Annotated in this window: 11 protein-coding genes; 6 read left to right on the top strand and 5 right to left on the bottom strand. The window is 53.7% G+C overall.

What is annotated here, in order from left to right; genetic code table 11:
• The first annotated feature begins 75 nt into the window (after positions 1-75).
• Positions 76-1,587 carry a TlpA family protein disulfide reductase gene (locus tag ACTJIK_RS23520; RefSeq protein WP_440649992.1) on the top strand — a complete coding sequence of 504 codons (1,512 nt, stop codon included), beginning with the start codon at positions 76-78 and terminating at the stop codon, positions 1,585-1,587.
• Between the two features lie 78 nt (positions 1,588-1,665).
• Here ACTJIK_RS23520 and ACTJIK_RS23515 read toward each other — a convergent pair whose 3' ends face one another.
• Positions 1,666-2,562: a class I SAM-dependent methyltransferase gene (locus tag ACTJIK_RS23515; RefSeq protein WP_440649991.1), complete on the bottom strand. Its 897-nt coding sequence runs from the start codon at positions 2,560-2,562 to the stop codon at positions 1,666-1,668.
• Between the two features lie 188 nt (positions 2,563-2,750).
• Between ACTJIK_RS23515 and ACTJIK_RS23510 the strand changes: the two genes are divergently transcribed.
• Together ACTJIK_RS23510 and ACTJIK_RS23505 are read left to right on the top strand one after the other, a co-directional pair.
• Positions 2,751-4,250: a flavin-containing monooxygenase gene (locus ACTJIK_RS23510; RefSeq protein WP_440649990.1), complete on the top strand. Its 1,500-nt coding sequence runs from the start codon at positions 2,751-2,753 to the stop codon at positions 4,248-4,250.
• Position 4,251: 1 nt separating this feature from the next.
• Positions 4,252-6,501, top strand: a complete 2,250-nt coding sequence (locus ACTJIK_RS23505) for an ATP-binding protein (protein ID WP_440649989.1) — start codon at positions 4,252-4,254, stop codon at positions 6,499-6,501.
• Here the strand turns inward: ACTJIK_RS23505 and ACTJIK_RS23500 are convergent.
• The 3 genes from ACTJIK_RS23500 to ACTJIK_RS23490 all read right to left on the bottom strand — a co-directional run bounded on the left by ACTJIK_RS23500 (position 6,470) and on the right by ACTJIK_RS23490 (position 9,391).
• A complete protein-coding gene (locus ACTJIK_RS23500) occupies positions 6,470-7,228 on the bottom strand; it encodes a LytR/AlgR family response regulator transcription factor (RefSeq protein ID WP_440649988.1) in 759 nt (252 codons plus the stop codon). The two genes, ACTJIK_RS23505 and ACTJIK_RS23500, sit on opposite strands and share 32 nt — an antisense overlap.
• Before the next feature lie 40 nt (positions 7,229-7,268).
• Complete coding sequence (locus ACTJIK_RS23495; RefSeq protein ID WP_440649987.1) at positions 7,269-8,018, bottom strand: sensor histidine kinase; 750 nt, start codon at positions 8,016-8,018, stop codon at positions 7,269-7,271.
• A 155-nt stretch (positions 8,019-8,173) separates the two neighbouring features.
• A complete protein-coding gene (locus tag ACTJIK_RS23490) occupies positions 8,174-9,391 on the bottom strand; it encodes a serine hydrolase (protein WP_440649986.1) in 1,218 nt (405 codons plus the stop codon).
• Positions 9,392-9,610: 219 nt separating this feature from the next.
• Here ACTJIK_RS23490 and ACTJIK_RS23485 point away from each other — a divergent pair, with 219 nt between their 5' ends.
• Positions 9,611-10,903 carry a DUF2268 domain-containing putative Zn-dependent protease gene (locus ACTJIK_RS23485; RefSeq protein WP_440649985.1) on the top strand — a complete coding sequence of 431 codons (1,293 nt, stop codon included), beginning with the start codon at positions 9,611-9,613 and terminating at the stop codon, positions 10,901-10,903.
• Between the two features lie 29 nt (positions 10,904-10,932).
• Here the strand turns inward: ACTJIK_RS23485 and ACTJIK_RS23480 are convergent, their stop codons facing one another.
• On the bottom strand, positions 10,933-13,527 hold the full coding sequence (locus ACTJIK_RS23480) for a cation-translocating P-type ATPase (RefSeq protein ID WP_440649984.1): 2,595 nt from the start codon (positions 13,525-13,527) through the stop codon (positions 10,933-10,935).
• A 113-nt stretch (positions 13,528-13,640) separates the two neighbouring features.
• Here ACTJIK_RS23480 and ACTJIK_RS23475 point away from each other — a divergent pair, with 113 nt between their 5' ends.
• The gene (locus tag ACTJIK_RS23475) at positions 13,641-13,874 is read left to right on the top strand and encodes a hypothetical protein (RefSeq protein WP_440649983.1); all 234 of its coding nucleotides are present in this window, start codon (positions 13,641-13,643) and stop codon (positions 13,872-13,874) included.
• A complete protein-coding gene (locus ACTJIK_RS23470; RefSeq protein ID WP_440649982.1) occupies positions 13,867-14,619 on the top strand; it encodes a DNA-formamidopyrimidine glycosylase family protein in 753 nt (250 codons plus the stop codon). The genes ACTJIK_RS23475 and ACTJIK_RS23470 overlap by 8 nt, the downstream gene beginning before the upstream one ends.
• The last annotated feature ends 7 nt before the right edge of the window (positions 14,620-14,626 follow it).

Below are 14,626 nucleotides of genomic sequence, written 5' to 3'. Positions count from 1 at the left end.
CGGCATCCGTCACTTCTTCTGGAAAACTCCGCACAGGTTGAATATTTTTATCCCGTCACCCAAACGCCTGTCAAAATGAAAACAAGCCTCTATCTGCTTTTCTTCCTGCTCATTTCAGCCCATGTTTCCGCCCAGTTCGAATTGAAGGGCCGGGTAACGGGTTACAGCGGGGAAACGGCAGTGACCGTCAATATCCCCATGGTGCACGGATTCTATAAAGAAAACAGCATCAGCATACCGGTGGCGGCCAACGGCACTTTCAGCATTACCTTGCCCGTCACGTCGCAGAAATTTGTTTCGCTGATCTTCCAGCGGCGGTTCTTTACCTTATTACTTACAGGCGGAAAGGACCTGACCATAGCGCTGAATGGAAAAGACTCCTCCATCAGGCTTATTTCCGGTAAAGCGCTCGCCGAGAACAAGCTCATGCGGCAGATCGACCCGGACAAACAGCCTTTCTTTTTCTCAGGCGCTGAAGCAGATTCGTTAAAAGCCCTTCCCCTGGCAGCGCTGAAAAGCAGGGTGATAGAGCCATTCCTAGCGCAGCAACGTGAAAAGAACGCCGCCATACTCGCTTCCGGCCTTTCATCCGCGGATAAAAAACTGATTGCCGCCGAAATCCGCTACCTGGGCTACAATTATCTCAACGACTTTGCCAGGACGCAGCTCAGCGACAAAGAAACCGTGCAGGATTTTGTGATCCATGTATTTGACCAGACCGTTATTGAACCGGAAGTATTTCCCGCCGGGCCGCAGTACTACACGTTTGCGGACAACTACCTCCGTTACCTGGAAACCAAGGCATTCGTAAAGATCAAAAAAGAAAATATCAAACCATCGGAACCCATTCCTTATTACCACATCAGTCTCGACAGCGCCAACGTTCTCGTTAAAAAATATGGAAAACCTTACTGGCGCTGGGTAGGCAGCCTGCACAACTTCCCGCCGGCCGTTACGGAAAATTATACGTACCAACAGATCATTAACCAATATAACTCCCGCGATCTCAGCCAGGCACGAAGCCTCGCCGATGCTTTCACACAACGGTTTCCCGCCAGCAGCTTCAATCCCCGCATCCATGAAATGATGGATACGCTGAACCGTATGCTGGCGCAACAGGCCGGCAATAAGGACATCGTGGTGGTGAAAGCCTACGATAAAGTGCAGTCCATTTATGAAGTGATCAAAGGGCTGGAAGGGAAAGTGGTATACCTGGATGTATGGGGCACCTGGTGCGGGCCTTGTAAAGAAGAGATCAAATACCTTCCGCAGCTAAAGGCTGCTTTCAAAAACAAAGACGTCGCGTTTGTATACCTGGATATGGATACGGACGACCGGGACGCGCTCTGGAAAGAGTTCATACAAGTGAACGAGATGACGGGCGTCCATTTGCGCAAGACCCGGGAAACCATCGCGCCGTTCTGGAAAGAGCTGCTTGCCCATCAACCTGACAAAGCGGAATATTACCCGCAGTATTTCCTGTTCGACCAGAAAGGGAAACTGGTGGTGAGCAAGGCATTGCAGCCCAGCCGGCAGGAGGCTTTGTATCAACAGATCAATAATATACTGGAAGGAAAAGCAAAATAGGCAATTATAAACACACAAAAGGTTACGGGCCTCAGCGCCCGCAACCTTTGCTCATTCACAGGTTCGTCGTGTTATTGGTCAGGCCCGCACATGCAGGAAAAGGTTCACCCCTTCCTCCTCTTGCCTGACACTTACAGCCGCGGGGCTTGCTCCGGCTTCCAAGGCCATGGTCATTAACTCTTCTGCGGAACGGTGGTGCAGGTACCACTCCCCGATCAGCTCCATATAATTGCGGGTGGGATTATGATCCCCGAAATTGCCGATGATCACTTCCCCGCCGGGTTTCGTCCAGCTCATAAATTTCTGCAGCAGCCTGATGAACACATTATCTTCGAAATAATCAAACAGGCCGGCGCTCCAGACGATATCGAACTGCTCCTCCGTCTGGAAGCGGAAAATATTCTTATGTACAAATGTTATCTGCGATACATTTTGTTCGTTCAGTTCCTTCGCATAATTGATGGCATGCTCGTCCGCTTCTACGCAAACCGCTTGTAGTAAAGCGGGATCGACGCAGGCGTATGCCTCCGCCAGGTCTCTCGCGGGGCCGCTGGCTACATTCAGCAGGCGCATGGGCGCTTTGCGCTGCAGCATTTCGCGGATGGTGCGGATAAAATAGCTTTTACGGTTGCGCACCGCTTTACAGGCCGGCTGTTCGTGCCAGAACTGGTCCCATTTCTCAAAACGTTCGTCAGCCGTAACATGCTGGCGGTAGATCTTGTCGATGATCAAAAAATCGCCGGCATACCCGAAAGGTTTGCTGCGGCAATGGCCCAGGATGGTTTCCATGCCTGCCTCCTGTTCGTAAAAGCTGGACTGGAGCATGGCCAGCTCGTCCTCGCTCAGGCTGCCGGATTTGTAAGCGGTGGTAATGTCTGCAAATACTTCATGCAGGGTTTCGTACTGGGGCGCTTCAGGGCCGCCGTTCTCGATCACTTCCTTCAGGAAGGCCAGGGGTTCTTTGCTGCGTGTCATTGGGGTTTTAGTTTTTAATTGTTCGCGGAATGTGTTTTAACGCTGTAAAATTGGCGCAGGAACGGGGATAACGGAACACGCAATTAACGGAAACCGGAATTGGGTTAACCAAAATGCCGCATACATTAATTCGGCATGCGGGGGCATGGGCGGGGAAAGTAATTTCACAGGCATAAACCCCACCCACTATGAAACATATAGGAATCATCGGCGCCGGCCTGAGCGGCCTGGCCACAGCAAAAGCCTTTCTCCGCGAAGGTTTTCACGTTACAGTCATAGAAAAATCGGCTGAAGTGGGCGGCGTTTGGGAAAAAAGCAGGAGCTACCACGGCGTATCCACCCAAACCACCCGCGACGAATATGCCTTTTCCGACTTCCCCATGCCTGCCCATTACCCGCAATGGCCTTCAGGCCAGCAGGTGCAAGAGTACCTGGCGAACTATGCGCATCATTTCGGCATACTGCCCGCTATCCGTTTTAATACAGCCGTTACCAACCTGCGGTACGAGAACGGCGTTTGGGAAATGGAGATCTACGATGCGGCGGAAGATTATACAGATACCCTGCGGTTCGATTTCGTGGCCATCTGTACCGGCACTTTTCACAAACCGCACATCCCGGCGTTCAAAGGCATGGAAAGCTTCACCGGCCAGGTGCTGCATACCAGCCAGGTGGCGGATGCCGGCATTTTAAAAGACAAATCCGTTGCCGTGGTTGGTTTTGCCAAATCCGCCACGGACATAGCCACGCTGGCGGCTGACGTTGCCACCGAATGCCAGCTGCTGTACCGCAAAGCGCAATGGAAAGTGCCGCGTTATTTCGGCAACCTTATTAATATGCGTTACCTCCTGTTCTCCCGCTTTTCCGAAGCATTCTTCGATGCGCCGTATAAAACGGGCTTTCAGAAATTCCTGCACAGCGTGGGCAGGCCCATGGTTTGGGCGCAATGGCGTGGGCTGGAGCTGCTGCTTAAAAAACAATTTTCCCTCAAAGCCTGCGGCATGGTGCCGGAGCACCGCATCGAAGACCAGATCAGCTGCAGCCTGGGCGTGGCTCCCGAAGGGTTTTATGAAAAGGTGAAATGCGGCGCCATCAGGGCCAGGCAAACGGAGATCAGCCATTTTGAAGGCAGCCGCGTATACCTGCAAAACGGCGTGGTGCTCACGCCCGATGTAGTGGTATGCGGAACGGGCTTTACCCAGACCATGCCTTTCCTCGGCGAGCCGTACAAAAGCGCGGTCATGGATAAGAACGGCGGCTTCAGGCTTTTCCGCAACATCGTGAACCCGGAAGTGCCGCAGCTGGGATTTGTAGGTTTCAACTCCAGCCTTTTTACCACCCTTACTTCAGAAATTGCCGCGAACTGGCTGGTGAAATACGCGCAGGGAACCTTGCAGCTTCCTCCAAAAGAAGAGATTAAAAAAGATATGGATTACATGGCCCAATGGCGCAAAACCAGCCGTCCCATTTCCTCCGAGTTCAGCGGCACCTGCATTGCCCCGTTCAACTTCATGCACCTGGATATGCTGATGAAGGATATGGGCCTGAAAACCAGGGCCAGCCGCTGGCTGCCATACGAATTTTTCAAGCCCATTAACCCGAAAGATTATCGTATTTTGCTGCAAGCCGCTGTCCGGAAGGCCCCCCAACACATCCCGGTGTATCAGCCGGCAGAAATCATCCAGTAAAATGAAAAACGCGAAAAAACCAGCAGCATCGGCCTCCTATCAACCGTCAGTAAAAGTGCCGCCGGAAATGGAAGGGCTTTTCAGGAAAGCGGAAGAAAATGTACGGGAATATTTTTCCAACATGCACTTCAAACCTTCCGAAGGCACTATCGAGATCAATAATGAAAGGTATGTGCTCATCAGGGCTTCCGCGCTGTCCAAAGATTTCCTTGACAGCATCCTCAAGCTGTATGCGGACCGTGGGGAGAACGAAGCCTTTAGCATCGGGCGCAATTTCCTGTTCGACATTTCCCATGCCCTCGGCATGAACGACGCCAAGGCCTTTCACGCTAAAATGCATGTAACGGACCCATTGTCCAAGCTCTCAGCCGGCCCCGTGCATTTTGCGCATACCGGCTGGGCGTTTGTGGATATTCTCCCGGAAAGCAATCCCACGCCCGACGATGATTATTACCTGGTATATCATCATCCTTTTTCCTTTGAAGCAGACGCCTGGGTTCGCTCAGGCGCTGCATCCCGTTTCCCTGTGTGCATTATGAACACCGGCTATTCATCGGGCTGGTGCGAGGAAAGCTTCGGCATACCGCTTACCGCCGTGGAAGTAAGCTGCCGCGCCCAGGGCGACGAGCAGTGCACCTTCATCATGAGCCCGCCGCACCGCATCGAAGAGCATATCCGGCAATTCGTGAAAACGCACCGCAAACAGCATATCAAAAAAGCGCCGCCGGAGATCCCGACTTTCTTTTTGCGGAAAACGGTGGAAGAGCAGATGGAAAAAGCGCGGCAGCTGGCGGAAGAATCTTCCCGCGCAAAGTCCGACTTCGTGGCCAACATGAGCCATGAGCTACGCACCCCGCTCACGGCCATTCTCGGCTTCACCGAGCTGCTGAAAAAAACGAAGCTCACCGCCCGCCAGGCGGAATACCTGGAAGCCATCTGCGCCAGCGGCAGCAACCTGCTCAGCACCATCAACGATATCATGGACCTCAGCAAGCTGGACGCACGTAAGATCAGCTTCGAATCCGCTCCTATCGTAATCCCGGAGCTGCTGCAGTCCATAGAGTTGATGCTGGCTTCCAAGCTGCGGCACAAACAATTAATGTACACCTGCGATTCCGGCAAGGCATTGCAGAAGCCTGTACTGACGGACAGTGCGCGGCTCACACAGATCCTTCTCAACATTATCGGCAACGCCATCAAGTTCACCGAAAAAGGCGGCATCACCATTACCGCCGAGGCGGAAGAAGAAACTGCGCAGCACATACAGGTAAAGATCAGCGTGCGGGATACCGGCATCGGCATACCGCCGGCCAAACAACAGAGTATTTTTGAAAGGTTCACGCAGGCAGACACCGCCATTTCCCGCAAATATGGCGGTTCCGGCCTCGGGCTGGCCATTACGCGCGAGCTGGTGGAACTGATGGGCGGCACGATTTCCGTGAGCAGCAAAACCGGCAAGGGCTCCGAATTCACCGTGCGCCTGCCTTTCGCGAAAGCGGGCAAACGCGGCAAAACCAAGCAAACGGCCGCGCAGGCCGTGCATGGCAACGGCATGCATGTGCTGGTGGTGGAAGACAATGTGCTGAACCAGAAAATGACGCGCATCATGCTGGCCAACAACGGCTTCACCGTAAGCGGCGCCAACAGCGGCACCAAAGCCGTGGCATTGCTCAGGAAAGAAAAAGCGGACATCGTGCTGATGGACCTCCAGATACCCGGCATGGACGGCTACCTCACTACCCGTAAGATCAGGGAGGAACTGAAGCTGGACGTGCCCATCATTGCCATCACGGCGCACGCCTTCAACGGCGAAAGAGAAAAATGCATCGCGGCCGGGATGAACGACTACCTGCCCAAACCCTTCCGGGAACAGGAACTGCTGGCCACCATCGCCAACTACCAGCGCGCATCGGTGATAGACCTCGGGTTCTTAAAAGAACAGACCCGCAACAACATCCCTTTCATCAAAGACATGATCCGCACCTTCATCCGCCAGGCGCCGAAAGACCTGGATGCGTTGCAGAAAGCGGTGAAGCAGAAGAACGGGGAACAGGTCTACAAAATAGCGCATACGCTCAGCACCTCGGTGAGCTTCTTCGGGTTAAAAACGCATATCGGGGAAGAGCTGTCGCGCATGCAAAAGGAGAAGCACGCGGAGCCGGAGCAGCTTGAAAAAGTAAAACGGATATGTAACCAGGCGATCAGTGAGCTGCAGGAGCTTAAACCGTCCGCTTTGTCATCAGCAACATAAATTCATCTTTCTTCTTCGGGGAAATAGCCACCATTGCGCCGTCGCTCATCACGGCGTAGCCCCCGTCCGTCCGTACCCAGCGTTTCACATCCTTCAGGTTGATCATATTGGAGTTGTGGATGCGGAAGAACCCGTGTTCCTGCAAAGAGATCTCATATTCCTTCAGGTTTTTGCTGACCATGATCTGGCGGCCGTCTTTCAGGTAAAAGATGGTGTAAGGGCCTTTTGCTTCCAGGCGGATGATGCCGGAAAGCGGGATGAAATCCACCCCTTCGGAGGTGGAAAGGCTGATGCAGAAATCTTCTGCGGCGGTTTTATTGAGATTTTTCAGCAACAGGTCCAGCCGGTTGTCCGGCGTTGGCCCTTCCATTTGTTTAACCGCCTTGCCCACAGCCGCTTCCAGCTCGTCTACATTGATGGGCTTGAGCAAATAATCCACCGCGCTGAACTTGATGGCCTGGATCGCATAATGATCAAATGCGGTGGTGAAGATCACGTGAAAGTTATGATGCCCGGCCTGCTGCAACACATCGAAGCCGGTGCCGGTCTGCATTTCTATATCCAGGAAGATCAATTGCGGGGAATGGGTGCTGATGCGTTGCAGGGCCTCTTCCACGTTCGATGCAACGGCCACCAGCTCAAGCTGCGGACAATATTCGCGCACCATGTTAGATAAAAAATCCCTGCTCAGCGTTTCATCCTCCACAATTAAAGCCTTGAATTTCATATGAGGGTTTTGAGGTGATAACAATATAAGGAAATTTCATTTACCTGATGATGATGGCAGCCCGGTTCAGCCGCCCCTTACCGCTTTCCACGGCACTGCGCTGCTCCAGGCTGATCCTGCGCTGGCCCAGCGCATTGAACTGATCGATGCGGTGGCTGAACAGCACGGCCCGTTCGTCCAGCCCGGGAGAAAACTCACCGCTTACGCCATTATCAGTTACCTCCAGCTCCAGGCCGCCTTCTGTGGAACGCAGCGCTACGGATATCTTTCCTTTCTCTTCTTTCCCCAGGTGCAGCACACCTTTGTACAACGCTTCTTCCAGCAGGCCGTGGGTGAGGAAGGGCGGAATGTCTTCCAGGCAAAGCGCCTCAGGCAGATCTATATCGTATTCGAACCGGTCAGGGAAGCGAAACTGCTCCAGCACCAGGTAGTCCCTGATCAGCTCGGCCTCGTCCTGCAAATGAATAGAGATCTCATCTCCATAATTGATCATTTTGCGGAGAAAGGCGGAAAAACGGCTGATATACTGCAGGGAAGTTTTCCGGTCGTCTGCGCTGATGAAATACTGGATGGAATTAAGGGAATTGAACAGGAAATGCGGGTTGAGCCTTGCCTGCAATATTTTCATTTTCAACAGGGTGGTCATCTGGGATAGCTGCTCTTCCTGTTGCTGTATTTGCCTTTCCCGGCCAGCCAGCCGGGCGGCCAGCTGCTTTTTTTCCTGGTATAGGCGGTAACTGCATACGGCAGCAACGATCACTATGATACCTGTTATCCATCCTAAGATCATAACCTCTCCTCTGCTTTGGGGGTAAAGTTGGCAAAATAACAGCAGTTTAGCGGGATAAATTAACGGATGCCGGGTTTGACTTAACGAAAACGGCCCCCGGCTGCATGAGCAACCAGGGGCCGGCTGAATAACAGTAGCAGGTATCCGGTTTTAATTTATTTAGGTACCCATGCTTTATCGTAGGCATTTACCAGGATCATCGGGTCGTTGCCTATTTCGCTGGTGCCGGAATTGGCAAATACGGCCACCTGCGTTTTCCCGAAATCGAAGATCATGGTTTCGTGGTTGTTGGCGCCGCCGTTCTTGAAGGTATAACGGCCATGCGCGCCGATGCGGAAACCGTCGAAGCCAAGAAGCCTGTCGCGCATCGCTTTATAACCCGCCGTGCTGACGATCTTACCCTGTGAAGCGGCCAGCTGGACCTTCGCAAATTCCGAAGCGCTGATATACAGGCCGCCCGCACCGCCGTTCGGCCGGCTGTCTCCCTTCTGTGTGCCTTTCTCGGCGCCGCTAACGGTGGTATAGCCGAGTGTGCCGGTAGAGGGATGAATAGGACCGTTGTTGTTCCAGGTGGTCCAGTCCATAACGCCGTAATGGAGCAGGCCTGCTTTTTTAAACACGTTCACCCGCGCTATGCCGATGAAACGCTGGCCAAGGCCGTTGTACAGCGCAGTGGGGTTGCCTTCCAGCGATTTGAGGGCAAGGTAGTCCAGCGGGGATTTCTTTTTCGCGTATACATAAGGCAGTATAAAAGCGGCCAGCGTGAAGTTCACGTTGTTGTAAAGCCTGGTCTTCGCATTGAAGCGGACCATATCCACACCGTCTTCCACGGTACGCTTCAGGCCGGCATAATCACCGCCGAGATTGATGAGGCCGCAGCTGTGGGAAAGCAGGCGCTCAAAGTCCAGCTGCTTGAATTCCGCCGTGGGCTTCCAGTTGGAAGGAAGGTAATGGTAAAGCTTTTCATTCAGCCCGATGCCGCATTGTTCCAGCATAGAAATGGTAGCCAGCGCGGTCACAAATTTGGTGCTGCTGGCAATGCCCTGGCGCACCTGGGCGCCATGCAGCGTGGCCGGCGCGTCCTGCGGCTTGCGGGAATAACCGCCGCCGCCGTTGCCGATGTAATAAGGCATGCCTTCATGGTAAATGGCGTAACCGTAGCCGGACACCTTTCCCTGCATGTAATTTTCAATGTTCTGGGCAAATTTCATCCCGTCGAACTCGAGGATGGCGAGGTCGCCCAGGCCGGAAGCTTTATTGAGGTCAGCCGAAGATAGTGGCTCGGCAAGCTGGTTTTCTTTTTTACAGCTTACAGCGGATAATGCCGCACAGGTTAACATGCCGAACACGACAGTTTTGAGGTTCTTTTTCATAACAGTTTTTAATTTTCTGATGGGGTTTAAAATTGTTTTTTGATTGCGGCCACAAACCTACGGCGTGGAATGCCCTTTCAGCATGCCCGTTTAACGGAAACAGGTTTTGAACTGACGGATGAGGGCCGTGGGTTAATTACAACCATTTCTTTTCATGTTGCGGCTTTAACATGCCAAGAAATAAATTTTATTTATTTTAATCACCAATCTAGTTGCAATATGAAGATCAGAACCTTGCTTTTTACCCTGTTCCTTTATTTTTCAGCCTCAGCCCAAACGGCGCAGATCGTTTTCACATCAGACATCGACCGTTTCTGGCAGGCCTACGACAGCGTTCAGACTACCAAAGACAGCCTCCGGCAGTTACAATACATTCAAACGCTTTATCTCGACAAAGGCACGCCCGGCCTGAAAGCCTTTATGGCAGCTCGGAATTACAATGCGCCGTTGTATGTGAACCGCATCCGGCAATACCCGGCGTTCTGGGCGTCCATCCGCCCGAATACATTCAGCGTAAAGCAGTATGTACCGCAAATAGAGCGCAGCATTGAGCGTTTCAAAGAACTGTATCCCGCGCTGAAAGATGCGAAAATGTATTTCACGGTAGGCGCCCTCCGCTCCGGCGGCACCACCAGCGGCAACCTGGTATTGATAGGCACGGAGATCGCGACCGGAGACAGTACCATCGATGTATCCGAATTCCCTTCCAAATGGCTGGCGGACGTATTTTCCAAACAGAAGCCCGACAACATCGTGTCGCTCAATATTCATGAATATGTACATACCCAACAGAAGGGCGAGCCGAAGGACCTGCTGAGCCTCGCCATCCAGGAAGGTTCCTGCGATTTTATCACAGAGCTGGTGCAGGGCAGGCCGCTCCTCACCAGTTACATCGTTTATGGCGATGCGCATGAGGCCGCGCTGAAAGAAAAATTCAAGCAGGAAATGTTCTCAGACGGCTTCCAGTCCTGGATGTATGAAGGCAACAACGCCGCTACCATGGCCGATCTGGGGTATTACATGGGGTATACCATCTGCCGTTCTTATTACAAGAACGCGAAAGATAAAAAGAAAGCCGTTGCGGAAATTATAGAGCTGGATTATGCGGACAGCCTGGCTGTTCAAAATTTCCTCGTACGCTCAGGATATTACAAAGAAAAGCTGGACAGGCCTGCGCTGATGCAGGCCTATCAAAAAAAACGCCCCGTCGTGGAACGCATAGAACCCTTTACCAACGGAGATACCACGGTGAGCGCGGATACCAAAGAGATCAGGTTCGTGTTCTCCACTGTTATGAGCCCCGCCCGTTATTCCTTCAGCCAGGGTTCTGGCGGGAAAGAGCAGTACCCGGAAGCGGAGAAACCGCAATTCGCGGCAGACAACCGTTCGATCGTGTTAAAAGTGAAGCTGGAGCCGGGGCGTAATTACAACCTGACCCTTACGGACCTCGGGTTTAAATCCGCAGACGGCTACCCGCTCGTGCCTTACGAAGTAAAGTTCAGGACGAAATGACCAATGCGGGAACTGCCCGGTTCCCGCTGTCAGTCCCTTCTCCCGAATATCGCGGAGCCCAGCCTGATGACGAGCATGCCGGCCAGGCTGAAACCGCCTACCAGCAACCAGTCCAGCCGTGGCATCATTTCCAGCCGCAGCGCTTCCTTCACCGGTGGAATGAACAGGCACAGCAAGGTAACGCCCGCGCTCAGCACCATGGCGCCAATCACATAAGGGTTGCGCATCACCGGCCCGCCGAGGAATTTTTCCTTTCCTTCTTTCATGTTCAGCGCGTGCAGCAACTGTGAAAGGATGAGCGTGTAAAACAGCACGTTGTTGGCCGCATGCACATCTATATCTCCCTCCCTGAAATGCTCCGCCGTGAAAGCCGCACCCAGCGCGCTTGCGCCGATCACTGCCGAATAGAACCAGATCACGCCCCAGGCCTTTTTGCTGATGATCGGATGCCGCGGGTCCAGCGGTTTGCGCTGCATCACGGTTTGGTCGCCCTCCGTGAAACCCAGTGCCATGGCGGGGAACACGTCGGTGATCAGGTTGATGAACAATATCTGGATGGCGGCCAGCTGGAACGGCAGGCCAGCTGTGGCCACCAGCCCTATTACCAGCAGCTCGCTAAGGTTGCAGGACAGCAGGAACACGATGAACCGCCGGATGTTCGTAAAGATCACCCGGCCCTGGCGCACCGCCGTTACGATAGATTCGAAGGCGTCGTCTTTCAGCACCATATCGGCCACTTCCTGCGAAACCTGCGTACCGCGGATGCCCATAGCGATGCCGATATCCGCTTTTTTGAGCGCGGGCGCATCGTTCACACCGTCGCCCGTCATGGCCACGATCTGGTGGTCGTCCTGCAAAGCATTCACGAGGTCCAGTTTTTGTTTGGGGCTTACCCGGGCAAAAACTGCGAGTTCAGACCAGGCGTTACTTTCGGCAGTAAGGTCCTTGCCCGTCACCACGTCCTTTTCATCTTTGCTGATGCCCAGCTGGTGCGCGATATGCGCGGCGGTGGCGGGGTGGTCGCCGGTGAGCATGATCACCCGGATGCCCGCCTGGTGGCATTCGCCGATAGCTTCCTGGATGCCTTCGCGGGGCGGGTCCATAAAACCGGTGATGCCGAGAAAAACAAGGTCTTCCATGAACTGGCCGGTTTCACTGTCCAGCTCACGGTAGGCGTAGCCCAGGGTTTTGAGGCCGGATGCCGCCAGCTTTTCTGTTTCCTGCATCCACCTGTCGCACTCTTCCTGCGTCAGGTCCTTTGCCGAGCCGTCGTGCAGGGATTGTTTGCATATCTCCAGCAGGTTTTCGACGGCGCCTTTGGCAGACACGAGGTATTTTTCTTCGCCTTTATGCAAGGTGCCCATTACACGGGTATCCGAGTTGAAGGGGGCTTCTTTGAGCTTGTGGAATTTTTCCCTTATCTGCGCAACATCCGCCCCGGTTGCGGCGGCGAAGCTGAGCAGGCTTACCTCTATCGGGTCGCCGATGCCTTTATCGCTATCCAGGGAAGCGTTGTTGCAGAGGATGGCCACCCGTTGCAGGCAGCGGAAAGATTCTTCATCGGGCGCTTCTTCTTTCTGACGCCATTCAACGGCGGGCAACAGGGCGTCCGTCACTTCCATCCTGTTTTCCGTGAGCGTGCCCGTTTTGTCTGTACAGATCACCGTGGTGGCGCCGAGGGTTTCCACGGCGGAAAGTTTCTTCACGATCACATTCTGCCTTGCCATCCTGATCATCCCTCTTGCGAGCGCCAGCGTTGCCACTACAGGCAAACCTTCCGGGATGGCCGCCACGGCCAGCGCAATGGACGTTTTCAGCATTTCGAGCACCGGCTCCCTGTTCAGCAGGCCCGCGCCGAATATCAGCACTACGATGCCCACGGTGATGCCTATCAGCCGTTTGCTGAAGCTTTCCAGCTTCTTTTCCAGCGGGGTGGCCGCTTTGCGGGCGCCGGCCACCATATGCGCGATATGCCCCAGCTCTGTTTCCATGCCGGTGGCTATACATAATATTTTACCATTGCCGTTGCGGATGAACGTGCCTTTGTAGACCATATTCGTTCTTTCGGCCAGCTGCGTGTCGGCTTCCAGTTCGCCGGGCAGCTTGTCTACCGGCAGCGATTCACCGGTCAGTGCGGACTCGTCCGACTGCAGGTCGGTGGATTCCAGTATCCGGCCGTCCGCCTGCACCATGTCTCCCGCTTCGAGCAGCATGATATCGCCCGGAACGATCTCTGCCGAAGGGATCTCCTGCACTTTGCCGTCGCGCAGCACGCGGGCAGACTGGGAGGTCATCTTTTGCAAAGCTTCCATGGACCGTTCCGCCTGGAATTCCATGATGAAACCGATCACGGCGTTCAGCAGTATCACCACGGCAATGGCGATCGCGTCCAGCCATTCCTGGAAAAAGAGGGACAGGCCCATGGCCAGCAGCAGCAGGTATACCACCGGGCTTTTGAACTGGTGAAGGAGGATCATGAGCGGCGAAATGCGCTTGCTGCTGCTGATCTCGTTGGGACCGTGCTCTTCCAGCCTGCGGCGGGCATCTTCGGCCGCCAGGCCTTTACCCGCGTCCGAAGACAATTCATTCAGTATCTCCTGCTGTTTGCGTTGATGTGCTTCCATTCGTCTTGATTTACTATTGATTGATTACAATCCGGATACCGTTTTTGTTCCTCTTTCTTCAAACAACCGTACACTGGCATGGTATATGGGGCCAGACAAGATAAACGGAATATATGGCAAGCACTGCAACGAGCGCCCGCCCCGCGAGGAAAAAGGCAACAACAACCCGGAAAAAGGCAGCTGCCGTTCCCCGCAAACCCGCTAAAAAAACAGCGGCGCGCCGGAAAAAAGAAGCAAAAAAAGACCTGGCCAAAACCGACAACGAATTTAAGGAATTTGAAGGGCAGCATTACACCGGCATGCGCGTGGGCCGTTCCTATAAACGAATAAACCGAGGATATGCCTGAATTACCGGACCTGGAGGTGTTCAGCAAGCACCTTCAGAAAAAACTAAAAGGAAAGAAGCTCAAAGCCCTTTCCAAAGCCGGCAGCTGGAAAAAGGACTTCCTGCGCCAGCCGCTCAAAAAAGTGTACCGCGAAGGCAAGGAACTGCGCTTCCTTTTCGGGAACGGCCACATCCTTGGGCTGCACCTCATGCTGCACGGCAAGCTGGTATATGAGGAAAAAGACAGCAAACCGGCGCACACCGTCTTCTCCCTGCAATTCGACGATGGCTCCACGCTGTCCGTAACAGACTGGCAAAAGAAAGCCCGCATCACCCCTGACCCGCAGCTTTCCGAAGTGCCTGACGCCCTGTCGCGCCAGTTTTCCGCCGCCTATCTTAAAAAGCTGCTGGCAGGCTCGCGCGCAAAAGTGAAAAAGCTGCTCATCGACCAGCATGTGATCCGGGGCATCGGTAACGCGTATGCGGACGAGATACTTTATGAAGCGCGGATCTCACCCTTTTCCATTGCGGAAAAAATACCGGAAGAAGCGTCCGCCCGGCTGGCGAGGGCTATTAAAAAAGTGCTGAAAGACGCGGTGAAAAAGATCGAAAAGGACCACCCGGACATCATTGCGGGGGAAGTGCGCGATTTCATGCGGGTGCATCAGCATGGGAAAGAAAAAAGCCCGGGAGGTAAAAAGATCGAGCATGCGGAGATGAACGGGCGCACGACATATTACACCGAAGAACAAACAGAATACACATAACCTAAAA

Source organism: Chitinophaga sp. 22620 (assembly GCF_052044405.1).
GTDB lineage: Bacteria > Bacteroidota > Bacteroidia > Chitinophagales > Chitinophagaceae > Chitinophaga.
This window is presented reverse-complemented; position numbering and strand designations above follow the sequence as displayed.